The organism is Amycolatopsis sp. NPDC098790 (assembly GCF_044759945.1).
In the GTDB taxonomy this organism is placed as follows: domain Bacteria; phylum Actinomycetota; class Actinomycetes; order Mycobacteriales; family Pseudonocardiaceae; genus Amycolatopsis.
This window is the reverse complement of sequence record NZ_JBIWAI010000003.1, coordinates 443,493-467,145: the sequence shown is the minus strand read 5'-3', so window position 1 is coordinate 467,145 and position 23,653 is coordinate 443,493. Positions and strand designations below refer to the sequence as shown.

Here is a 23,653-nt window from a genome sequence, read left to right as displayed (position 1 = left end):
TCGAGGGTCGTCGACGTCTTTTGTCCGTTGGCAATGCCTCGAACGTAGAACCGAATCTGGGGGTTCGAACTCGATGAACACACGTGTCGATTCCGTGGTCGAGCGGCCGGTCGCCGTACCGCACGGCCTGCCTGCCGTCTCCGAAAGACAGAACCAGAACGTCCCCTCCTTCGACATGTCCGACGTCTGCATCGCGAACCTCGGTCCCGACCTCCGGGTCATCGAAGCGAACGGCGACTTTCTCCGGCAGCTGGGCCGGACCGCGTCCGACGTTTTCGGACAGAGCTTCGTGGACTTCGTGCACCCGAGCGCCAAGCAGTTCACGCTGCAGCAGCTGGCGCGGCTGAACGAAGGCCGCCGGGACCGCTTCAGCGCGCGCCTGGTCGGCGTGCGGCCCGCGCAGCCGGTGCTCTCCGGCGGCCTGACGGGCATCGCGGTGCGCAGCCAGTCCGGCCAGGTCACCACGATCGTCGTGCTGATCAAGCCGGACCGCACCGCGGAGGCCCCGAGGCCGGCGGTCGAAAAGACCAAGCTGCTCAGCGAGCTCGACGCGAAGGTCCTCGAGGGCGTCGCCGCCGGGATTTCGACCGTGCAGCTGGCGTCGAAGCTCTACCTGAGCAGGCAGGGCATCGAGTACCACGTCGGTGCGATGCTGCGGCAGTTCAAGTCGCCGAACCGCTCGGCGCTGGTTTCGAAGGCGTACTCGCAGGGCATCCTCTGCATCGGCCAATGGCCGCCGAAGGTGACCCCGCAGTACATCCGCTGATCCGCTATCCTGCAAGAGCACGGTTCGATTTCCAAATTGCCGGAAAGGGATGAACTGGTGGGAATTTTCGGGAAAAAGGAAGACGACAAGAAGAAGCCGGCGGACAGCAAGGCGGACAACGCCAAGGCTGACGACGAAAAGAACCGCAAGCGCCGCAGCCGCCTTTTGGGCGGCGCGTACGGCGGCGGCTCCGGCGGCTGAGCCGGCGGGCCGACGACCGACCGGACCGGGTGGGCCGAGGGAGACCTCGACCCACCCGGTCCGCGTTTTTCGGGAGGGTTGTCCGGATCACTCACAGGTTGTTGGTGAGTTTCCGCCGGTTTCACCGAGGGTGACGACCGCGCCCGGCGTCAGCGCGCCCGGGGCACCACGGGCTCGGCCCACGCCGGCACGTCCAGGATCTCCACGACGGCGCCCGCCACGCTGACCCCCGGCGCGATGCCGACCATCAGCACGTGGTCCCCCGGCACCAGCTGCCCGGTCCCCAGCATGTTCGCCAGCGACGCCACCTGGTCGCTCGCGCCCAGGTGGCCGAGGCCGCGGCCGAAGTCCCAGTTCGACTTCTCCAGGGGGATGCCCAGCATCGCCAGGAGGCCGTCCTCGACGTACTTGCGCGAGCCGTGGTTGTAGGCGATGCGGCTGACGCCGTCGAGCCCGATGCCCGCCTCGGCCAGCACCCGGTCGATCAGCTCCGACCGCGTCTTCAGCAGGTTGAGCCCGCTGTGCAGCATCGTGTCGCGGTGCTCGAAGCCGAAGAAGTCGATGCGCTCGGCGAAGTCCATGAACCGGCCGATCGTCGCGCCCGGCGGGAACATCGGCTCGTCGCCGCGGTGCATGCCCTCCAGCTCCGGCACCGTGATCGAGCTCGCCGACTTGAGCCGCGCGAAGCCCGACGTCGTGTTCAGCACGACCGCCGTCGCGCCGTCGCCGATGATGAAGTCCGGGCGCAGGCAGCGCCAGCGGTTGACCAGCGGGGACGTCGAATTGTCCGAAGCGACCGTCATGGCCGTCCCGCCGCCGCGCGCGATCAGGTACGTCGCCGCCAGCTCCAGCGCCCCGAACATGCCGTTGCAGCCCTGGCGCAGCTGCGCCGCGAGCAGGTCGCCGCCCACCAGGTGCCGCTGCAGCCAGAACTGCGGGAACCAGCCGTCCGGGCCCGAGTGGTAGTTGTCGGCGTAGAGCAGGACGTCCAGTGCCTCCGGGTCGACGTCCGCGCGGGCGACGGCCTGCTGCCCGGCCCAGAGCGCCATGTCCGGGGCGGGGGTCTCGCCGGCGCAGGCCGCGCCGGTCAGGCCGGACGCCTCCGCGTCCTCGGCGGTGATCCACCCCTGCTCGATCGCGTGCCCGACACCGGTGGTCTCCGGCACGTAGGTGCCGATCCCGGCGAGGTAGACGTCCGCCAGCTTCACTTCGCCTCCACTTTCGCCCGCAACCACGACTCGACGGCGTCGGCCGCGCGGATCTCCCCGCCGGCCAGCGCGACCTGCTCGCTCATCCACCGGACCCGCTGGGCGACCACTGGGTCGGCCGCGGTCTTCGCGACGGCGTCGAGCAGTTCGGTTTCGGTGACGCCGGTGCGCGACACCACGCACCCCAGCCCGAGGTCGGCGACGCGGTCCGCGGTCACCACCTGGTCGCTCTGGGACGGCGTCAGCACCATCGGCACGCCGTAGTGCAGTGCCTCCATGGTGCTGCCCAACCCGCCGTGGGTAACGAAGACCCGCGTGTGCGGCAGCAGCGCCGCGTGCGCGACGAACGGGTGCGCCTCGATGTTCTCCGGCAGCGGCCCCAGTTCGGCGGGATCGACCCAGCGGCCGAGCGTCAGCACGACGTGCCACGGCTGCCCGGTGAAGGCGCGCACGCACTTGCGGAAGAAGCCGACCTGCTCCCGGCTGCGCGAGGTGCCCAGTGAGATCAGCACGACCGGCAGCCCGTCCGCGGGCGGCGTCCACTCCCCTGGCGCCACCGTCCGGTCAAAGCACGGCCCGACGAACGCGAAGCGCTCGTCGAAGGTGTCGCCCCGGATCTGGAACGCCTTCGGCAGGTAGACGAGGTGGTAGGGCGGCTCGCCACCGCTCGTGTCCACATCGGACAGACCGTGCTCGGCCAGCAGCCGCTGGGTGTTCTCGACGAACGCGGCCAGCTCCGGGTCGGTGAGGTCGGGCGGCTGGGCGGCGTCGAACTCGGCCTGCGCTTCGTTCAGCCGGAAGTGCGCGTTGGAGGCGAACTCCGGGCACGACTGCACGGTCGGCACCGACCACTTCCGCGCGACCAGCCGCGCCGTCTCGGAGGCCGCGAGGTCGTGCAGGACGAGGTCCGGCGGGTCGTCGGCGAACCGGGCCATGGCGGCCGGCAGCGGGGCGAGGCCTTCGCCCATGAACGCCAGCATGGCCCGCAGCGCGTAGCCGTCGGACGCGGTGTCGCCCAGGCCGGTCGCCCACGGGAACGTCGAGGGGTAGGGCAGTACTTCGGCCCCGGTCGCGGCCACTTTCGCGGCGAACTCGTCGACCACGGCGAAGGTGACGCGGTGGCCGCGGCGCACCAGTTCGGCGACGACCGGGAGGACCGGCGCGACGTGGGCGTACGCGGGGAAGCTGAAGACGGCGATGTGCCTGCTCACCACCGCATCGTCGGCCACCGCGTCCGTGCGGTGCACCGGCTACCACGCGAGATCTGGCGATTTCCTCCCAAAACCCGTTGGAACGTTCGCATTCCGCGACGACTAGGGGCTTCCACAGACTTCCGCGACGAGATCCGTTGCCGGTGCACGCCGTCCCTATCCTGCAGACGATGCGTCGAGGGGGAACTCAACAGTCGTTTAAAAGCAACGAAGTGCACGTCATCGCGGGTAAGGGCAGTCCGCGACCCCTGGGGAAGGACCTTCATGAAGACGAGCGTTGACGACCTGGCCCTGTTCGGCGGCCCGATGGCCTTCGAGAAGACCCTGGTGGTGGGGAAACCGAGCACCGGGGACCGGGCGAAGTTCTACGAGCGGCTGGAAGTCGCCCTGGACAGCGGCCGCCTGACCAGCGGCGGCCCGCTGGTGAAGGAGTTCGAAGCGCGGATCGCCGACCACACCGGCGCCAAGCACTGCGTCGCCACCTGCAACGGCACGATCGCCCTCGAGGTGATGGCCCGGGCGGCCGGGCTGACCGGCGAGGTCATCATGCCGTCGATGACCTACGTCGCGACCGCGCACGCGATGCGCTACCTCGGCCTGACGCCGGTGTTCTGCGACCTCGACCCGGCCACCGGCTGCCTCGACCCGGAGCAGGTCGAAAGCCTGATCACCCCGCGCACGACCGGCCTGGTCGGGGTGCACCTGTGGGGCCAGCCCGCCGCCATCCAGGAACTCGAGAAGATCGCCGAAGTCCACGACCTCACCCTCTTCTTCGACGCCGCCCACGGCATCGGCTGCACCTTCGGGTCGCAGCCGCTCGGCGGGTTCGGCCGGGCGGAGATGTTCAGCTTCCACGCGGCGAAGGTCGTCACCACCTTCGAAGGCGGCGCGATCGTCACCAACGACGACGAGTTCGCCCAGCTCGCCCGCTACACCCACAACTTCGGCTGGGGCGAGGAGCACGTCACCGAGTTCGCCGGCACCAACGCCAAGATGAGCGAGGCGTCGGCGGCGATGGGCCTGACCTCGCTCGACGCGCTGCCCGCGACCATCGCCGCCAACCGCGCGCACTACGAGGAGTACACCGCCGAGCTGGACGGGCTGCCCGGCCTGGAGATGCACCGCTACGACGAGGACAACCGCAACAGCTACCAGTACAACGTCGTCAAGGTCGACGAGCAGGAGTGCGGCCTCTCGCGCGACACGATCCTCCAGCTGCTACGGGCGGACAACGTGCTGGCGCAGCGGTACTTCTCGCCGTGCGTGCACGAGTGCGAGCCCTACCGGACCGAGCGGCCGGTCTCGCTGCCGGCCACCGACGCGTTCTCGCGCCGGGTGCTGACGCTGCCGACGGGTCCGTCGGTCACCAGTGAGCAGGTCCGCGAGGTGTCGGCTTTGGTGGCGTTCGCCATCGAGCACGCCCCCGAGATCCGCCGCCGCCTCGCCGCCCGCGCCTGACCAAATGACGTGAATGACTCATTCATGTCGCCTGGCGACATGAATGAGTCGTTCACGTCGTCTCGGCAGCCAGCTCCACCAACTCGGCCACCAGTTCGTGCGGGGTCGGCTGAGCCAGCGCGAGGTCGCGAACCCGCTGGGCGTTGGCCCGGAACCCCGGCTCCCCGACCAGTCTCGCCACCGCCGTCCGCAGGTCCTCAGCCGTGAAGCCGTTGTGCGTGAACAACAACCCGGCCCCCTCGTCGACCAGCCGCTGCGCGCGCAGCAGGTGGTCGGCGATCGGCGTGGTCACCGTCAGCTGAGGCACGCCGGCCACCAGCGCCGCCCCGTAGCTGCCGAACCCGCCGTGATGGACGATCGCCGAGCAGCTCGGCAGCACCGTGTGCAGCGCGACCGACTCGACGACCCGGACGTTGTCCGGAACCTCGTCCAGCAACTTCCGCTGCGCGGGCACCAAGGCCGCGATCACTTCGATGTCCAAAGTAGACAAAGCGACCAGGATGTCCGGAATGGACACGTAGTCGCCGCCGAACGCGTCCGTGTTGGACGATCCCAGCGTCAGGCACACGCGCGGCCGTGACGGCGGTTCGCGCAGCCAGTCCCAGACGACCGCGCGGCCGTTGTACGGCACGTGCCGCACCGGCAGCCGCCGGACGCCGGAGCGCGCGCCCAGCGACTCGGGCAGCGGGTCGATCGTCGCCTGGCCGGTGACCAGCTCCTCGTCGAAGCCCACGCCGTACGGCCGGGCGGTCAGCTCGAGCCAGTCGTACAACGGATCTTCCTGCTCCGCGGGCGGCTGCTCGGCCATCACCTGCAGGAACGTCCGGCGCATGGCGCACCAGACGTCGGCCCAGCACAGCTGCCGGACGTGCGCGGCGCCGCAGGCCTTCGCGGCGATCGCCCCGGCGTAGGTCAGCGCGTCCCAGACGACCAGGTCCGGCCGCCACTCCCGCGCGTGCGCGACCAGGTCCGCGACCATCTCGTCGTTGTAGATGGCGAACCCCGCCCACACCGTGAACGTGTAGCGCTGGTGCAGGGCTTCCCACGTGTGCGACGCCGGGTCGGTGTCGTTCCAGTTCGCGATGTCGGCTTCCTGGGCGTCGCGGTTCTGCTTCATGCCCTCGTGCATCGTGTTGTCCGCACCGACCGGCACCGCGGTCAGCCCGGTGCCGGTGACGACGTCGGCGAACCCCGGCGACGCCGCGACCCGCACCTCGTGCCCGGCCGCGACGAGCGCCCAGGCCGTCGGCACCATGCAGTACAGGTGGGACTTCTCGTCGAGCGTCACGAACAGCACGCGCACGGGTTCGCCTTTCAGTGGTGGCCGGAGAGCGTGCCCGCCAGCCGCGCGGAGATCAGCCGGAGCACCTCGGGCTGGTGGTCGGCGAGGAAGAAGTGCCCGCCGCGGAACACCTTCAGCTCGAACTCGCCGTCGGTGTGGTCCGCCCAGGCGCGGGCCTCGTCGAGGGTGGTCTTCGGGTCGGCGTCGCCGGTCAGCACGGTGATCGGCGTGGCCAGCTTCGGACCTGGTTGCTGGACGTAGGTTTCGGCGGCCTGGTAGTCGTTGCGGATCGCGGGCAGGGCCATCCGCAGGATCTCCTCGTCGCCCAGCACGGCCGCGTTCGTGCCGCCGAGCCGGCGCACCTCGGCGATGACGCCGTCGTCGTCGAGCAGGTGCACGGACTCGTCGCGGCGACACGAAGGGGCCCGCCGCCCGGACGCGAACAGGTGCAGTGGCGTCACCCCCGTCCGTTCCAGCCGGACGGCGACCTCGAACGCCAGCGTCGCCCCCATGCTGTGGCCGAACAACGCGAACGGCTCCCGCGTCCGCTCGGCGAGCACCTCGGCGAGCCGGTCCGCGAGCACCGGCAGGCTGTCGATCCCGGGCTCCAGGCGCCGGTCCTGACGTCCCGGGTACTGCACGGACCGGACGTCGACCGCGCGGCCGAGCCCGGCGGACATCGGGAAGTAGAAGCTGGCCGAGCCGCCCGCGTGCGGCAGGCAGAACAGCCGGACGGCGCCCTCGTCCGCCTCGTGGTAGCGGCGGAGCCACAGCTCCGGGTCGTCGGTCATGCGTGAACTCCGTCCTGGAGGGTGGTGCCGAGCCAGCCGCGCACGGTCTCGGCGGTGGTCGCGGCGTGGTCCTCGACCATGGTGAAGTGGTTGCCGGGCACGTCGACGACGGCGTCGGCGGTGTCCCAGTGGGTCTGCCACTCTTCGGGCGCCAGTCCGGCGTCGGCCACCGGGGGCTCGGACGAGCGGACCAGCAGCAGCGGCACCGGCAGCTTCGCGGGTTCCCAGCCGGCCATCAGCCGGAAGTACCAGCTCATCGCCGACAGCCGCGCGGCGTCCATCGGCGCGAACACCTCTTCGCGGTCGAACATGCCGCCGAACAGCTCGTCGCGGAACCGGTCGAGCGGCGAGTCCGCGCGCGGCAGGTAGCTGTCGAGCAGCACGACCGCTCGCGGTGGCGTGCCCAGCTCGTCGAGGACTTCGGCGGCGGCGTGCGCGAGCATCCCACCCGAGGACGAGCCGAGCAGCACGAACGGCTCGCCCCCGGCGGCCCGCAGCACGGCGTCCGCCTGCGCCTCGGCGACCGCGCGGACACTGGCGGGCAGCGCCTCGCCCTTGACGAACCCCGGCGCCGGCAGCGCGTGGACGTCCCGGTCGCCGCGGAACGGCGACGCGAACCGGGCGTACTGGTGGACGCCGGCCAGTGCGACGTACGAGCTGAAGCAGATCAGCTTCGGGGTCCGCTCTCCCGCGGCCAGCTTCACCGAACCGATCGGGGTCGTCAGGTCGGCCGCCGAGTCGAAGGTGACGCGGAGCAGCGCCGCGTTCTGCAGCAGCTCGAACCCCTCCTTCATCTTGCCGAGTTCACAAGCCTTGCGGAACAACGCGCCGAGCGTGTCACCAGCGTCCACAATGGACGTCTTGGGTGCTTCGGTGACGGTCAGCTCGGCTCGCAGGTGGGCCGCGAGGTCTTCGGGGGTCGGGAAGTCGAAGACCAGCGTCGGCGGCAGCCGCAGGCCGGTGACCGCGCCGAGGGTGTTGCGCAGCTCGACGGCGGTGAGCGAGTCGAAGCCGGCGACGAGGAACCCGACGTCCGGGCGCACGGCTTCCGGGCCCGCGTGTCCCAGCACGGTCGCCGCGGCGGACCGGACCAGGTCGAGCAGCGTCGCTTCGCGGTCCTCTTCGGACTTACCGGCCAGTGCGTGCTGCAGGGTGACTTCTCGTGTGGCCGTCGCGGCTCGCCGGGACCGCCGCACGAGTCCCTTGAGGACGGCGTGCTCTCCTTCGCCGGACAGGTCCAGTTTCGCGGGAACCAGTGCGGGTTCGGCGAGTGCGGTGGCGGCGTCGAACAACGCCAGTCCCTGTTCGACGGGCAGCGCGCGGACGCCGCCACGGGACATCCGCTGCCGGTCGGCGGAGTCCAATGTGGAGCTCATGCCGGTCTCCCACAGTCCCCAGGCCAGCGCCTGGGCGGGCAGGCCGCGGGCGGCCCGGTGGGCGGCGAGCGCGTCGAGGAAGGCGTTGGCCGCGGCGTAGTTGCCCTGCCCGGGCGCGCCGAAGGTGGCCGACACGGAGGAGAAGAGCACGAACGCCGAGAGGTGCCGGTCGGCGGTGAGTTCGTGCAGGTGCCAGGCGGCGTCGACCTTCGGCCGCAGCACCGCTTCGAGGCGCTCCGGGGTGAGGCTGTCGATGACGCCGTCGTCGAGAACGCCGGCCGCGTGCACGACCGCGGCGAGGTCGGGGACGCCGGTCAGCAGCTCGGCGAGCGCGTCGCGGTCGGCGGCGTCGCATTCGGCGAGCCGGACTTCCGCGCCGAGTGCGGTCAGCTCGTCCCGGAGATCGGTGGCACTGGAGGCGTTCCGGCTGGTCAGCACGAGCCGCCGCACGTCGTGCGCGGTGACGAGGTGCCGGGCGAGCACGCGGCCCAGGCTCCCGGTGGCGCCGGTGAGCAGCACGGTGCCATCGGGGCCGAAGGGCCGTTTCCCGGTGGCGGACTCGGTGGTGGCGCGGCTCAGCCGCGCGGCAAGCAGGGCGCCCTCGCGCACGGCGAGCTGCGGCTCGTCCCCGAGAACGGCGGCCGGCAGTGTGGTGGCCGACGCGTGGTCGTCGTCGAGGTCGACCAGTTTCACCCGGCCCGGGTGCTCCGACTGCGCCGAGCGGACCAGGCCCCAGATCGGCGCGGCCGCCAGGTCGGGCACGTCGTCGCCCGCCGCCGCGGCCACCGCGCCGCGGGTCACCACCACCAGCCGGGATGCCGCGAACCGCTCGTCGGCCAGCCAGTCCTGCACCAGCGCCAGCACGTCGCACGCGGCCGACCGGGCGGCGTCCGGCAGTGCGCCCGCGGCCGCCGCCGGAACCGCCAGCACCGCCTCCGGCACGGCCATCCCGAGTCCGACCGCCGTCCCGATCGCTTCGAGGTCCACATAGGACTCGCACGTCACGCCGCTCGCGTCGAGCACCGGACCGATCCCGAAGTCGTCGGTGCCGATGACGGCCCAGCGCCGGGCGCCTTCGACCGGCACCGGCGCAACCGGCCGCCACTCCAGCCGGAACAGCGAGTCGTGCGCCTTCCGGACCGGCTGGGCACCGCCGTCGGCCAAAGGACGCAGCACCAGCGCGTCCACCGATGCCACCGCGCGGCCCGCCGGATCGGCCAAGCTCAGCTTGACCGTGTCGTGGCCGTTCGGGGTGACCGTGACCCGGACCGCGGTGGCGCCGCTCGCGTGCAGCGTCACCCCGCTCCAGGAAAACGGCAGGTAGGTCCGGCCCGACCACTCGGCGACCGTGCCCAGGACGTGCAGCGACGCGTCGAGCAGCGCCGGGTGCACCCCGCATCGGGCCGCGTCCGCGTGTTCCTCCGGCCGCAGGGCCACCTCGGCGTGCACCTCGTCGCCGAGCCGCCACGCGGCCCGCAGCCCCTGGAACGCCGGGCCGTAGCTGAATCCGCTGCCGGCGGTGTAGAAGCCCTCGAGATCCAGGGGTTCGGCGCCGGCCGGCGGCCACTCCGCGAGGTCGTCGGGGAGGGGACCGGGTTCGGCGGCGAGCCGGCCGCTGGCGTGCCGCGTCCACGGCTCGTCGTCGAGTCGCGAGTGGACGGTCACGCTCCGGACATCCGAGTCCGGCGCGGCGACGACGACCTGAACCTGCACGCCTTCCTTCGGCAGAGCCAAGGGTGTCTCGATGACCAGTTCGTCGATGCCGCCCGCGCCGGCCTGCTCGGCCGCGCGCAGGACCAGCTCGACGAATCCGGTGCCCGGGAACAACGTGCGGCCCGCGACGACGTGGTCGGCGAGCCACGAGTGCGTGCGCGGCGAGACGCGGCCCGTGCACACCACGGTGCCGTTCTCGGCGTTCGTGACCGACGCGCCCAGCAGCGGGTGGTCCGGACGGTCGAGCCCCGCCTGCGTGACGTCCCCGGCCGGCACCAAGGAGAACTCGGGCCAGAACCGCTCGTGCTGGAAGGCGTACGTCGGCAGCGACGCCGGGTCGCCGGTTCCGCCGAGGACGCGCGCCAAGTCCACTGTGGACCCAATGACGTGCAGCTTCGCCAGTCCGGTCAGCAAGTCCCGCGGCTCGTCCCTGCGCAGCAACGCGGTGACCACCGCACGGTCGTCGAGGCATGCGGCGGCCATCGCGGTGAGCACGCCGTCCGGGCCCAGCTCGGCGAACCGGGTCACGCCCAGCCCGGCGAGGGTGGCGACGGCGCCGGCGAACCGGACGGTCCCGCGCGCCTGGCGCAGCCAGTAGTCCGGCGAGGTCAGCTCGGTCGCAACCTCCCCGGTCAGCGTCGAGACGACCGGGATGTCCGGCGGGGCGAAGGCGACGCCGTTCAGGACCCGGCCGAATTCCGCGAGCATCGCGTCCATGTCCGCCGAGTGGAAGGCGTGCGAGACGCGCAGCCGCCGGGTCTTGCGGCCGGCCCAGTGCCGCTCGACCTCCACGACCCCGTCCTCGGCGCCGGAGACCACGACGGACGTGGGTCCGTTGACCGCCGCGAGGTCGACTCCCGCGGGCAGTGTCGGGACGACTTCGGACTCGGTCGCTTCGATCGCGAGCATCGCGCCGCCGGCGGGGAGCGCCTGCATGAGACGGCCACGCGCGGCGACGACGGCGCAGGCGTCGGGCAGCGACCACACGCCCGCGACGTGCGCGGCGGCCAGCTCGCCGATCGAGTGCCCGGCCAGCCGGTCCGGCCGGACACCCCAGGACTCCAGGAGCCGGAAGAGGGCCACTTCGAGCGCGAACAGCGCGGGCTGGGTGTACTCGGTCCGGTCGAGCAGTTCGGGTTCGGTGTCGATCACTTCGGACAGAGGCCGGGCGAGGTGGGTGTCGAACTCGGCGCAGATCTCGGCGAAGGCGTCGGCGAACACCGGGAACTCGCGACGCAGTTCGGCACCCATGCCGAGCCGCTGCGCGCCCTGACCGGTGAAGAGGAACGCGGTCCCGCCTTCGGCGCGCACGCCCGTGACGACGCCGGGCGCCAGGCGATCGGCGGCCACGGCGGCCAGCCCCTTGACCAGCTCGTCCCGGTCGGCACCCACGACGACCGCCCGGTGAGCGAAGACCGTCCGGCCGGCCAACGCGGTCCCGATCTCGGCCGGCTCGGCCGCGACGTGGTCCAGCAGCCGTTCAGCCTGAGCCCGCAGCGCCTCCGGGCTGTGCCCCGACACGCTCCACGCTGTCAGCGACCCGGGGACGGGGCTTTCACGTGAAAGCTCCGCTTCGGGCGCGGCTTCGATGATGACGTGGGCGTTCGTCCCGCTCACGCCGAACGACGACACCCCGGCGCGGCGCACGCGGTCGTCCGGCCACGGCACCGGGTCCGACAGCAGCCGCACGTCCCCGCCGGACCAGTCCACGTGGGACGACGGCACGTCGGCGTGCAACGTCTTCGGCAGCAGGCCGTTCTTCAGGGCCAGCACCACCTTCATGACACCGGCGACCCCGGCCGCCGCCTGGGTGTGGCCCACATTGGACTTGACCGAACCGAGCCACAGCGGCCGGTCGCGGTCCTGGCCGTAGGTGGCGATCAGTGCCTGTGCCTCGATCGGGTCGCCCAGCGACGTCCCGGTACCGTGCGCCTCGACGGCGTCCACATCGGACGCTTCCAGCCCCGCCGAAGCCAGCGCCGCTCGGATCACACGTTGCTGCGACGGCCCGTTCGGTGCAGTGAGCCCATTCGAAGCGCCGTCCTGGTTGACCGCCGAGCCGCGTACCAGAGCGAGCACCGGGTGTCCGTTGCGGCGCGCGTCGGAAAGCCGTTCCAGCACCAGCATTCCCGAACCTTCACCCCAGCCGGTGCCGTCGGCGTCGTCGGAGAACGCCTTGCACCGCCCGTCCGGGGCCAGCCCGCGCTGCCGGCTGAACTCGACGAACGAGCCGGGCGTCGACAGCACCGTGACCCCGCCGGCCAGCACGAGCGAGCACTCCCCCGTGCGCAGGGCCTGGATCGCCCAGTGCAGCGCGACCAGGGACGACGAGCACGCGGTGTCGACGGTGACGGCCGGCCCCTCGAGCCCGAGCGCGTAGGAAATTCGTCCTGAGAGGACGGACGCGGCGTTGCCGGTGCCCAGGTAGCCTTCGGCGCTCTTCGGCGCCAGCGCGAGCAGCGCCGGGTAGTCCTGGCCGTTGGTCCCGGCGAACACGCCCACCGGTGCGCCGCGCAGCGACTCCGGATCGATCCCCGCGCGTTCCAGGGCTTCCCACGACGTCTCGAGCAGCAGCCGCTGCTGCGGGTCCATCGCGAGGGCTTCCCGGGGCGAGATCCCGAAGAACGCGGGATCGAACAACGCGGCGTCGTCGAGGAAACCGCCCTCGCGGGCGTACGACGTGCCCTCGCTGTCGGGGTCCGGGTCGTAGAGCGCGTCGAGGTCCCAGCCGCGGTCGGCCGGGAACCCGCCGATCGCGTCCCGGCCGTCGGCGAGCAGCGCCCACAGGTCGTCCGGGGTGCGGACGCCGCCGGGGAACCGGCAGGCCATCGACACGATCGCGATCGGTTCGTCGTCGGCGGTCCGGGCCACCAGGGCCGGTGCCGCCGGGACCGCGTCACCGGCCAGGTGCGCGGCCAGGGCGTTCGGGGTGGCGTAGTCGTAGATCAGCGTGGCCGGCAGGCGCTGCCCGGTGGCCGCGGCCAGCCGGTTGCGCAGTTCCACGGCGGTCAGCGAGTCGAAGCCGAGGTCCTTGAACGCGCGATCCGGGTCGACGGCTGCCGCACCCGCGTAGCCGAGCACCAGCGCCACGGAAGTCCGGACGACGTCGAGCACGTCGGCCGGCCGGTCGGCGGCGGGTTCGGCGGGCGGCCGCGGCGGGACGAGCCCGGCGAAGATCGGCGGCAGGACGGGGGCGGCACGCAGCACGTCGAAGTCGAACCGGATCGGCAGCACCGCGGGTTCGCCACCGCGGCAAGCCGCGTCGAAGAGCCGCAGACCTTCCCCAGCGGACAGCGGGATCATCCCGGTGGCGCCGAGGCGACGGCGGTCGCGGTCGGCGAGCCCGCCGGTCATCCCGCCGTCCTGCGCCCACAGGCCCCAGCCGAGCGCGAGCCCGGGCAGGCCCCGGTCGCGGCGGTGGCGGGCGAGCGCGTCGAGCCAGACGTTGGCCGCCGCGTAGTTCGCCTGCCCGGCCGGGCCGAGCGTGCCGGAGATCGAGGAGAACACGACGAACGCCGACAGCTCGGTGCCCGCGGTCAGGTCGTGGAGGTTCGTGACGGCGTCGATCTTGGGCCGTAGCACGGCATCCAGGCGCTCGGGGGTCAGCGCGGACACGACGCCGTCGTCGAGCACGCCGGCCACGTGGACGACGCCGGTCAGCGGCCGGTCGGCCGGGACGGTCGCCAGCAGGGCGGCCAGCGCGGCGCGGTCGGCGGCGTCGCAGGCCGCGACGACCGGTTCCGCGCCCAGCTCGGTCAGGTCGGCGGCCAGCTCGGCGGCGCCGTCGGCGGCCGGGCCGCGGCGGCTCGCGAGGAGCAGGTGCCGCACCCCGTGCCGGGTGACCAGGTGCCGCGCGATTTGCGCACCCAAGGCCCCGGTCCCGCCGGTGACCAGCACCGTCCCTTCCGGACCGAAGGACGCGGACGGGCCCGGTTCGGACGCCTTCGCCAGGCGGGACGCCCGGATTTCGCCGTCGCGCAGCAAGAATTCGGGTTCGCCGGTGGCGAGCGCGGCGGGCAGCAGCCGCGCGGCCGCCGGGTCGTCGACGTCGGCGAGCACGAACCGGCCGGGGTTCTCCGCCGCGGCCGAGCGCACCAGGCCCCACACCGGGGCCTGCGCAAGGTCCGCGACACCCTCGGCGACAGCGGCGCCGCGGGTCAGCACGACCAGGGTGCGGCCGTCGAACCGCGCGTCGGCCAGCCAGGACCGCACGAGGTGCAGCGCGCGACGTGCCGCCTCCCCCGGAGTGTCCACTTCGGACCGGGAGAGGAACGGGACGACGAGGACGTCGGGCAGCGAGCCCGCTTCGGCGACGCCGTCGAGATCGGGGTGGCAGGCCAGCGCCCCCAGCTCCGCGAACAAGGCGGCGGCGAGTTCCCGGTGGCCGGAGCCGAGCACGGCCCACGTCGCCGGGACGGGCTCCCCGGCCGGGACCGGCACCCAGTCGAGCTTGAGCAGGGCATCGCGGGTGGTGCCGCCCACCGGGCGCGGCAGCTCCGGCCAGTAGGTTTCGCGTTGGAACGCGTAAGTCGGCAAAGCGCACGCCCGCGCGCCGGGGAACAGCGCGCCCCAGCCGGCCCGGGCACCCCGGACGTACATCGCCGCCACGGCGGTCAGCGTGGTCCGGACCTCGTCGCGGTCCTTGCGCAACAGCGCGGCGGCCGTCGCGCCGGGCAGGCACTCCTCGGTCATGGCGGCGAGCACGCCGTGCGGCCCGACCTCCAGGAACCGGGTGGTCCCGAGGTCCGCGAGCGCCGCCACCGCGTCCGCGAACCGGACGGGCTCGCGAACCTGGCGGACCCAGTACTCCGGCGAGGTCAGCTCGTCGGTGAGCGGCGTCCCGGTCACCGTCGAGACGATCGGGAGCCGCGGCCGGGAGTAGGTGATCCGGGCCGCGACCTGCGCGAACCCGGCCAGCATCGGGTCCATCAGCGGGGAATGGAAGGCGTGGGAGACGGTGAGCCGCCGGGTCCGGCGGCCGAGCGCGGCGAAGTGCCGCTCGATCTCCTCGGTGCCGTCGCCGGACACCACGACGGCGTCCGGGCCGTTGACGGCGGCGAGCGAGACGGTCTCGGTGAGCAGCGGCGTCACTTCGGCTTCGGTGGCCTGGAGGGCGACCATCGTCCCGCCGCGCGGAAGTGCCTGCATCAGCCGTCCGCGGGCCGCGACCAGCTCGGCCGCGTCGGTGAGGGAGAAGACGCCGGCGACGTGCGCGGCCGCCAGTTCGCCGATGGAGTGCCCGGCGAGGTGGTCGGGCGTCACGCCCCAGGACTCCAGCAGCCGGAACAGCGCGACCTCGACCGCGAACAGCGCGGGCTGGGTGTAGACCGTCTCGTCGAGGTCCACACCGGACTCGATCACCGTCTTGAGTGGACGGTCCAGGTGACGGTCGAACTCCGCGCAGATCTCGTCGAACGCCGTCGCGTAGGCGGGGAAGCGGTCGTACAGCCCGCGGCCCATGCCGGCGCGTTGCGCGCCTTGGCCGGTGAACAGGAACGCGGTCAGTCCTTCGGCGACCGCGCCGCGCACGGCGACTTCCTCGCCCCTGGCGAGGGCACGCACTCCTTCGGCCAGTTCGGCCGCGTCGCCGATCAGGACCGCGCGGTGTTCGAACTCCGAGCGGGTCGTGGCGAGCGCCAGCCCGATCCCGGCCGGGTCGCCGTCGACACCGGCCAGGCGCGCGGCCTGCGCGCGGAGGGCGGCTTCGGACCGTCCGGAAAGGACCCACGGCACGACGTCCGTGCTTTCCTTCGCCGGCGGGGGTTCTTCGGTGGGCGGTGCGGCCAGGAGCACGTGCGCGTTGGTGCCGCTGACGCCGAACGCCGAGACACCCGCGTGGCGCACCCTCCCCTCGTCCGGCCACGGAACCGGCTCGGTCAGCAGCCGGACGTCGCCTGCCGACCAGTCCACCCGGGACGAGGGCCGATCGACGTGCAGCGTCTTCGGCAGGACGCCGTTGCGCAGCGCGAGGGTCATCTTGAGCACCCCGGCGACCCCGGCGGCGGCCTGGGTGTGCCCGAGGTTCGACTTGATCGAGCCGAGCCACAGCGGCGTCCGGCGGTCGCGGCCGTAGGTGGCCAGCAGGGCCTGCGCCTCGATCGGATCACCGAGCGATGTCCCCGTGCCGTGCGCTTCGACAGCGTCCACATCGGACGGTGACAGCCCGGCGTCGGCGAGCGCGGCCCGGATGACCCGTTGCTGCGACGGCCCGTTCGGTGCGGTGAGCCCGTTCGACGCGCCGTCGGAGTTGATCGCCGAGCCCGCGACGATCGCGAGCACGGGGTGGCCGTTGCGCCGGGCGTCGGACAGCCGTTCCAGCAGGACGACGCCGGCGCCTTCGCCCCAGCCGGTGCCGTCCGCGGTGTCGGCGAACGCCTTGCAGCGGCCGTCCGCGGCCAGCCCCTGCTGCCTGCTGAACCCGATGAACGCGCCGGGCGTCGTCATGACCGTGACCCCGCCGGCGAGCGCGAGGTCGCACTCCCCTTCACGCAGCGCGTGCGCGGCCCAGTGCAGTGCGACCAGCGACGACGAGCACGCCGTGTCGACGGTGACGGCCGGCCCCTCCAGGCCGAGGGCGTAGGCGATCCGTCCGGAAAGGACACTGGCGGCGTTGCCGGTGCTCTCGTAGCCGTCGCCGACGCCGGGGGCGAGGCTGAGCAGGCCCGGGTAGTCCTGGCCGTTGGTGCCGGCGAACACGCCGACCCGCTCGCCGCGCAGCGAGTGCGGATCGATCCCGGCGCGTTCCAATGCCTCCCAGGAGGTTTCGAGCAGCAGCCGCTGCTGCGGGTCCATCGCGAGGGCTTCGCGAGGCGAGATCCCGAAGAAGGCGGCGTCGAACGCGCCCGCGTCGCGGACGAACCCGCCCTGGCTGACGTAGCTCGTGCCCGGGTGCGCCGGGTCGGGGTGGTAGACGGTGTCGAGGTCCCAGCCGCGGTCGTCCGGGAAGTCCGTCAGCGTGTCGGTCCCGGATTCCAGGACGCGCCAAAGGTCCTCCGGCGTCTCGACGCCGCCGGGGAACCGGCAGGCCATGGCCACGATCGCGACCGGCTCCGGCGCGGCGGCCTCGGCCGCCCGCAGCCGCTCCCGCGTCTCGTGCAGGTCGGCGGTGACCTTGCGCAGGTAGCCGAGCAGTTTCTCCTCGTTCACGTCGCCCCCGTCACGCGAGTCCCAGCTCGTTGTCGATGAAGTCGAAGATCTCGGTTTCGCTGGCCGTTTCGAGCTTCTGCCGCGTGCTGTCCGCCGGTTGCGCGCCCAGGCGGGCCAGCAGGGCCTGCAGCCGGGCGAGGTGCCCGGCGGTCAACCCGGCGGAGAGCGCTTCGATGTGTTCGAGCGCGGCCTCGGCCGGGTCGGCCGGCGCGAGTTCGCGGCCGAGGTGCGCGGCGAGCGCGGCCGGCGTGGCGTAGTCGAAGCCGAGCGTCGCGGGCAGGGCCAGGCCGGTGGCAGCGGCCAGGCCGTTGCGCAGCTCGACCGCGGTGAGCGAGTCGAGGCCCAGTTCCTTGAACGCCAGCCCGGCGTCCACTGTGGACGGCCCGGCGTAGCCGAGCACGGCGGCGACCTCCGCGCGCACCAGGTCGAGCAGCGCACGGTCCCGCTCGGGCCCGGTCAGGGCGTCGAGCTTCGCGCGGATGTCCTGCTCCGGCTCCTGGCGGCGGGCTTCGGGCAGCTCGTCGAGCAGCCGGCCGGCGCGGAACTGCGCCCAGTCGACGTCGGCGACCGCGACGGCGGTGTCCCCGCCGGTCACCGCGCGGTGCAGGGCGGCGGTGGCCAGTGCGGGCGCCATCGGGCGGATCCCGCCGCGTTCGGCGCGGGCACTGTTCCCGGCGGCCATGCCGGCGCCGGCCCACGGACCCCAGGCGATGGAGGTGGCGGGCAGGCCAAGTCCGGCCCGGTGCTCGGCGAGGGCGTCGAGGACGGCGTTGGCGGCGACGTAGTTGCCCTGCCCGGCCGCACCGAGGGTGGCGGCGAGGGAGGAGAACAGGACGAATGCGGAGAGGTCCCGGTTGCGCGTCAGCTCGTCGAGGTTGCGAGCCGAGTCCACTTTGGACTTGAGGACCGTGGCGAGGCGTTTTGGTGTCAGGGAGTCGAGGACGCCGTCGTCGAGAACCCCGGCGGCGTGCACGACGGCGTCGAGGTCGGGCAGGTCGTCGAGGAGGTCCTTGGTGGCCACCCGATCGGCGAGGTCGACCGCGGCGATCGTGACCTTGGCGCCCAGCTCGCCGAGTTCGGCTTCGAGTTCGGCGGCCCCGGGAGCGGCAGGGCCCCGCCGCCCGACGAGCACGACGTGCGGCGCACCGGCGCGGGCCAGCCACCGCGCGACTTCGGCCCCGAGCGCGCCGGTGCCGCCGGTGACGAGCACGGTGCCGCGAGGAGTCCAGGGCTCGGCGGGGGTGACGGGGGCGCGCACGAGCCGTCGCGCGAAGGTGCCTTCCGGGCGGACGGCGACTTCGTTTTCCGGGGATCCGAGGGCGGCGATCAGCCTGGTCAGCTCGGGTTCTCGGGGTTCGGCGGGCAGGTCGGCGAGACCGCCCCACCGGTCGGGGTGTTCGAGGGCGGCGGTCCGCCCGAGGCCCCAGACACCGGCGGACATCGGCTCCGCGAGGGTCTCGCCTTCGACGGCGACGGCTCCGGAGGTGACGTTCCACAGCGGCGCGGTGACGCCGGCATCGCCGAGGGCCTGGAGGAGGGTGGTGCTGAGCGCAAGCCCGAGGGGGACGGATGGGAGGTCGGGCGTGGTGTGGATGGCCAGGCCGAGCAGGGAGAGCACCCCGGCGACCGGACCGAGGTCGGGTTCACCGATTGAGCCGGACACCGGCTCCACACCGCGCCCCTGCTCAGCATCGCCTAGCAAGGCGCGGTCGGCCCCGCCCAGCCCGCTGCGCTCGCCGTCGAGCGGGGCGCGCGAGCCGAGCCCGCGCAAGCGGGCGGCCAGCCCATCCCGATCGAGGTCCGTCTCTCCGAGCGTCACCGGCACCGGCTCGGCCCCCGCCTCCGCGAGCGCCGCCAGTACACCCTTGACCAGCGGGTCCCCATCGAACCCAACGGGGACCGCCACCAGCCACCGGCCGGTCAACCCAACCCGAGGCCCATCCGCCACCGGCCGCCACGTCACCCGATACCGCCACGCGTCCGAGGGCGACCCGCTCGAAACCGCCGGCTCAGGCCAGAACACCTGCCGCTCGAACGGGTACGTCGGCAACGCCACGTACCGCGCCCCCGACGTCAGCGAGGTCCAATCCACCTTCTCCCCGCTGACGTGCAACGACCCCAACGCCAGCAGCGCCGTCGAGACTTCCGGCCGGTCCTTGCGCAGCATCGGGACACAAGCGGGCGCGAACGCCGACAACGTCCCGTCCGGACCCAGCTCGACCAGCCGCGTCACCCCGGCCGAACCCAACGTCTCGACCGCCGCCGCGAACCGGACCGGCTCGCGCACCTGACGGACCCAATACCCCGGGTCCGTCAACTCCTCCGCGACCCGCCCGGTCACCGTGGACACCACGGGCACGCGCGGCCCGGCGTAGCCGATCCCGCGCGCCACCTCGGCGTAGTCCTCCAGCATCGCGTCCATACGAGCCGAGTGAAACGCATGCGAGACCCGCAAATCCCTAGACTTCACCCCGCGCGCCGTCAGCTCGGCGGCGATCGAGGCCAGGACGTCCGCCTCGCCGGACAGGACCACCGACTGCGGCCCGTTCACCGCCGCCACGTCCGCGCGGCCCGCCGCGAGCGGCAACACCTCCTGCTCGGCGGCCTGCACGGCCAGCATCGCGCCCCCGGCCGGCAGGGCCTGCATCAGACCCGCCCGGGCCGCGACCAGCTTGCCCGCGTCCGCCAGCGAGAACACCCCCGCGACGTGCGCCGCCGCCAGCTCGCCGATCGAGTGGCCCACCAGGTAGTCCGGCCGGACGCCCCACGACTCCAGCAGCCGGAACAACGCGACCTCCAGCGCGAACAGCGCCGGTTGCGTGTAACCCGTTCGGTCCAGTGCCACGGCGTCGCCGAACACGACGTCCCGCACCGGCCGGTCCAGCGCCGGGTCCAGCACCGCGCACGCCGCGTCGAACGCGTCCGCGAACGCCGGGAACCGCGCATACAGCTCCGCCCCCATCCCGACGCGCTGCGAACCCTGGCCGGCGAACAACAGTCCCGTCGCGCCCGAGCCGGCCTGCCCGGTGACGACGCCCGGGCCCTTCCCGCCCGACGCCACCGCGGCCAGCCCGGCCAGCAGCTCCGCCCGCGACGCGCCGGTCACCACCGCCCGGTGGTCGAACGCCGCCCGGCCGGCCAGGGTCAGGCTGACGTCGGCCGGGGCGGCGTCCGAGTCGAAGGCCGCGAGCCGGCGGGCCTGCTCCCGCAGCGCCGAGCCCGACCGGGCCGACAGCGGCCACGCCACGACGTCCGCCGGTCGTGAGTGAGAAACAGGGTTAGAACACTGTTTCTCACTCACGACCGCTGGTGGCTCCTCCAGGATGACGTGCGCGTTCGTGCCGCTGAAGCCGAACGACGACACCCCGGCCCGCCGCGGCCGCTCGCCGGCCGGCCACGGCTGCGAAGACGTCAGCAGCGAAACCGCACCGCTGGTCCAGTCCACGTGCCGCGACGGCCGGTCCGCGTGCAACGTCTTCGGCAGGACGCCGTGCCCCAACGCGAGCACCATCTTGATGACCCCGGCAATCCCGGCCGCGGCCTGCGTGTGCCCGATGTTGGACTTCAGCGACCCCAGCCACAGCGGCGTGGCCCGGTCACGGCCGTACGTCGCCAGCAGCGCCTGCGCTTCGATTGGGTCGCCGAGAGCGGTACCCGTGCCGTGCGCCTCGACGGCGTCCACATCGGACGGTTCCAGCCCCGCCACGGCCAGCGCGGACAGGATCACCCGTTGCTGCGACGGCCCGTTCGGCGCGGTGAGCCCGTTCGACGCGCCGTCCTGGTTCATCGCCGAGCCGCGCAGCACCGCGAGCACCGGGTGCCCGAGCCGCCGCGCGTCCGACAGCCGTTCGACCAGCACGACGCCGGCGCCTTCACCCCAGCCTGTGCCGTCCGCGTCGTCGGCGAACGCCTTGCACCAGCCGTCCGCCGCGAGCCCGCCCTGGCGGGAGAACTCGACGAACGCGCCGGGCGTCGCCATCACCGTCACGCCGCCGGCCAGCGCCATCGCGCACTCCCCCGCGCGCACCGACTGCGCGGCCAGGTGCAGCGCGACCAGCGACGCCGAACACGCCGTGTCCACGGTCACGGCCGGGCCGCCGAGCCCCAGCACGTACGACACCCGGCCCGAGACGACCGAAGCCGCGTTGCCGGTGCCGACGAACCCGCCGAAGTCCTCGCCGGAGCCGGCGAGCACCGCCGGGTAGTCCTGCCCGTTGGTCCCCAGGAACACCCCGACGTCCGGGCCGCCCGCCGGGTCGACGCCGGCGCGTTCCAGGGTTTCCCACGCTGTTTCCAGCACGAGCCGCTGCTGCGGGTCCATCGCCAGTGCTTCACGCGGCGAGATGCCGAAGAAGGCCGGGTCGAACTCCGTGACGCCGTCGACGAACGCGCCGCCGCCGGCGACGACCCCGGCCGCCGCGAGGCCCGCGAGGTCCCAGTGCCGGTCGGCGGGGAAGCCCGAAACCGCGTCGCGCCCGGAAACCAGCAGCTCCCACAGGTCTTCCGGCGTCCGCACGCCGCCGGGGAACCGGCAGCCCATCGCCACGACGACGATCGGGTCCTCTGTGGACACGACGGTCCGCTCGATCACCGGTGCTTCGCCCGTGCCCGCCAAGTGCGCCGCCAGGTCGGCCGCCGTCGGATAGTCGTAAATCAGCGTCGCGGGCAGGTCCGTGCCGGTCGCCGCGCCCAGCCGGTTGCGCAGCTCGACGGCGGTCAGCGAGTCGAACCCGAGGTCCTTGAACGCCTTGTCCGCGGGAACCTCTTCGGAGTACCCGAGCACCGCCGCGACCTGACGGCGCACCAACGTCAGCATGTCCACATCGGACGGCGTCACGACCGGAGCACCGGCCGCCTCCGGCAGTTCGGTCAGCAGCCGGCTCGGCCGCACGGCGGTGAGCGCGGGACCGTAGACGGGCCAGTCGACGTCGGCGAGCGCGACCGCGACGTCGCCGGCACCCAGCGCCCGGTCGAGCGCGGCGACCGCGAGTTCCGGGTCGAGGGGCGTGAGACCGCCGCGCCGCAAGCGGTCGCGGACGGCGGTGTCAGCCGCCATCCCGGCGTCGGCCCACGGTCCCCACGCGATCGACGTCGCCGGAAGCCCGCGGGCCCGCCGGTACGCGGCCAGCGCGTCGAGGTAGGCGTTCGCCGCCGCGTAGTTGCCCTGCCCGGCCGAACCGACGGTGCCCGCCAGCGACGAGAACAGCACGAACGCCGAGAGTTCACGGTCGGCCGTCGCCTCGTGCAGCAGCCGGGCGGAGACCGCCTTGGCCCGCAGCACCCGGTCGAGCTTTTCGGCGGTGAGCCCGTCGAGCACGCCGTCGTCGAGCACGCCCGCCGCGTGGACCACGGCGGTCAGGTCCGGCAGCGACTCCACGAGGGCGCTGACCGCGGCCGGGTCGGCACAGTCGCAGGCCACGACCGTGATCTCGGGCGCGGTCGGTTCGGTCGCACCGCGCCGGCTCGCCAGCACGACGTGCGACGCGCCGCGGTCGAGCGCCCAGCGCGCGAGGTGCCCGCCGAGTGCTCCGGTGCCGCCGGTGATCAGCACCGTTCCGGTGAGCGTCCACTCCGGACAGTCGCCGGGCACCGGTGCGCGCTCGAGCCGCCGGGCGTAGACGCCGGCTGCGCGGATGGCGACCTCGTCTTCGGCGCCGTCGGCGAGCACGCCGCACAGCCGGTCGAGGCCGCGTTCGTCCAGCCGCGCGGGCAGGTCGACCAGACCGCCCCACCGACGGGGGTGTTCCACCGCGGCGGAGCGGCCGAGGCCCCACACCTGCGCCTGCTCCGGCTGGTCCAGGGGGTCGGACCGGCCGGTCGAGACCGCGCCCCGGGTCAAGCACCACAGCGGGGCGGACCAGCCGAGCGTGCCGAGAGCCTGCACCAGTTCGAGGGTGTCCGCCACGGCCAGCAGCGAAAGGATCCCGGCGGGCTCGTCACCCGGCAAGGCGGCGACGGCCGGGACGGCCAGCACGTCCGCGCCCCGGTCGCGCAGGCCCTCCACCACGTCGCCGGCACCTTCGCCCACCACGAGCCAGCGGCCGGACAGCCGGGTCGGGGCCGGCCCGGTGACCGGGCGCCAGCCGACCCGATGACGCCAATTGTCTATTGTGGACTCTTCACGGTTGCGGCGCCGCCAGGACGCCAACGCGGGAAGCACTTCGCTGAGCGGCGCTTCCGAAGGGACGTCCAAGGTGCCGGCCAGCGCGCCGAGGTCCTCGCGGTCCACCGCCGACCAGAACTGTTCCGCACCGGTGTCCACGACCTCGGCAGCCTCCGGCGAGGTGAGCCAGAACCGCTCGCGCTGGAAGGCGTACGTCGGCAGGTCGACTCGCTGAGCGCCCTCGAGCAGGGACGTCCAGCCGGGTGCGCCACCGCCCACGAACAGCTCGGCCAGCGCCCTCAGGACGGACTCCCGCTCGTCGCGCCCGTCACGCAGCATCGCCACGACGGGCACGCCCGCCATCCCGGAGAGGGTCCCGTCCGGGCCGACCTCGACGA

7 protein-coding genes and 2 pseudogenes (1 of these 9 running past the window's edge) are annotated in these 23,653 nt (G+C 73.2%); 3 read left to right on the top strand and 6 right to left on the bottom strand.

Going from position 1 to position 23,653, the window contains the following annotated elements:
• Positions 1-73: 73 nt before the first annotated feature.
• Positions 74-766, top strand: coding sequence for a helix-turn-helix transcriptional regulator (locus tag ACIQWX_RS27320; RefSeq protein WP_400876854.1), 693 nt, complete (start codon positions 74-76; stop codon positions 764-766).
• Positions 767-823: 57 nt separating this feature from the next.
• Entirely contained in the window at positions 824-967 is a 144-nt protein-coding gene (locus tag ACIQWX_RS27315) for a hypothetical protein (protein WP_400876851.1), read from the top strand.
• A 149-nt stretch (positions 968-1,116) separates the two neighbouring features.
• Here the strand turns inward: ACIQWX_RS27315 and ACIQWX_RS27310 are convergent, their stop codons facing one another.
• Positions 1,117-2,175 (bottom strand): ketoacyl-ACP synthase III family protein, encoded by a 1,059-nt coding sequence (locus ACIQWX_RS27310; protein WP_400876848.1) that lies wholly within the window; start codon positions 2,173-2,175, stop codon positions 1,117-1,119.
• Positions 2,172-3,386 carry a macrolide family glycosyltransferase gene (locus ACIQWX_RS27305; protein ID WP_400876845.1) on the bottom strand — a complete coding sequence of 405 codons (1,215 nt, stop codon included), beginning with the start codon at positions 3,384-3,386 and terminating at the stop codon, positions 2,172-2,174. Before ACIQWX_RS27305 ends, ACIQWX_RS27310 begins: the two co-directional genes overlap by 4 nt.
• Positions 3,387-3,650: 264 nt before the next feature.
• Between ACIQWX_RS27305 and ACIQWX_RS27300 the strand changes: the two genes are divergently transcribed.
• Positions 3,651-4,844: an aminotransferase class I/II-fold pyridoxal phosphate-dependent enzyme gene (locus tag ACIQWX_RS27300; protein WP_400876842.1), complete on the top strand. Its 1,194-nt coding sequence runs from the start codon at positions 3,651-3,653 to the stop codon at positions 4,842-4,844.
• Positions 4,845-4,896: 52 nt separating this feature from the next.
• On the opposite strand, the gene ACIQWX_RS27295 is transcribed toward ACIQWX_RS27300, so the two are convergent.
• The 4 genes and pseudogenes from ACIQWX_RS27295 to ACIQWX_RS27280 all read right to left on the bottom strand — a co-directional run.
• Positions 4,897-6,147, bottom strand: coding sequence for an activator-dependent family glycosyltransferase (locus tag ACIQWX_RS27295; protein WP_400876839.1), 1,251 nt, complete (start codon positions 6,145-6,147; stop codon positions 4,897-4,899).
• 11 nt (positions 6,148-6,158) lie between these two features.
• Complete coding sequence (locus tag ACIQWX_RS27290) at positions 6,159-6,917, bottom strand: thioesterase II family protein (RefSeq protein ID WP_400876836.1); 759 nt, start codon at positions 6,915-6,917, stop codon at positions 6,159-6,161.
• Positions 6,914-17,113: pseudogene (locus ACIQWX_RS27285) on the bottom strand (type I polyketide synthase); the annotation flags it as partial. The gene ACIQWX_RS27290 and the pseudogene ACIQWX_RS27285, both read right to left, overlap by 4 nt.
• A 49-nt stretch (positions 17,114-17,162) precedes the next feature.
• Positions 17,163-23,653 (bottom strand): annotated as a pseudogene (locus tag ACIQWX_RS27280) (type I polyketide synthase) (its annotated part continues 2,416 nt past the right edge of the window); the annotation flags it as partial.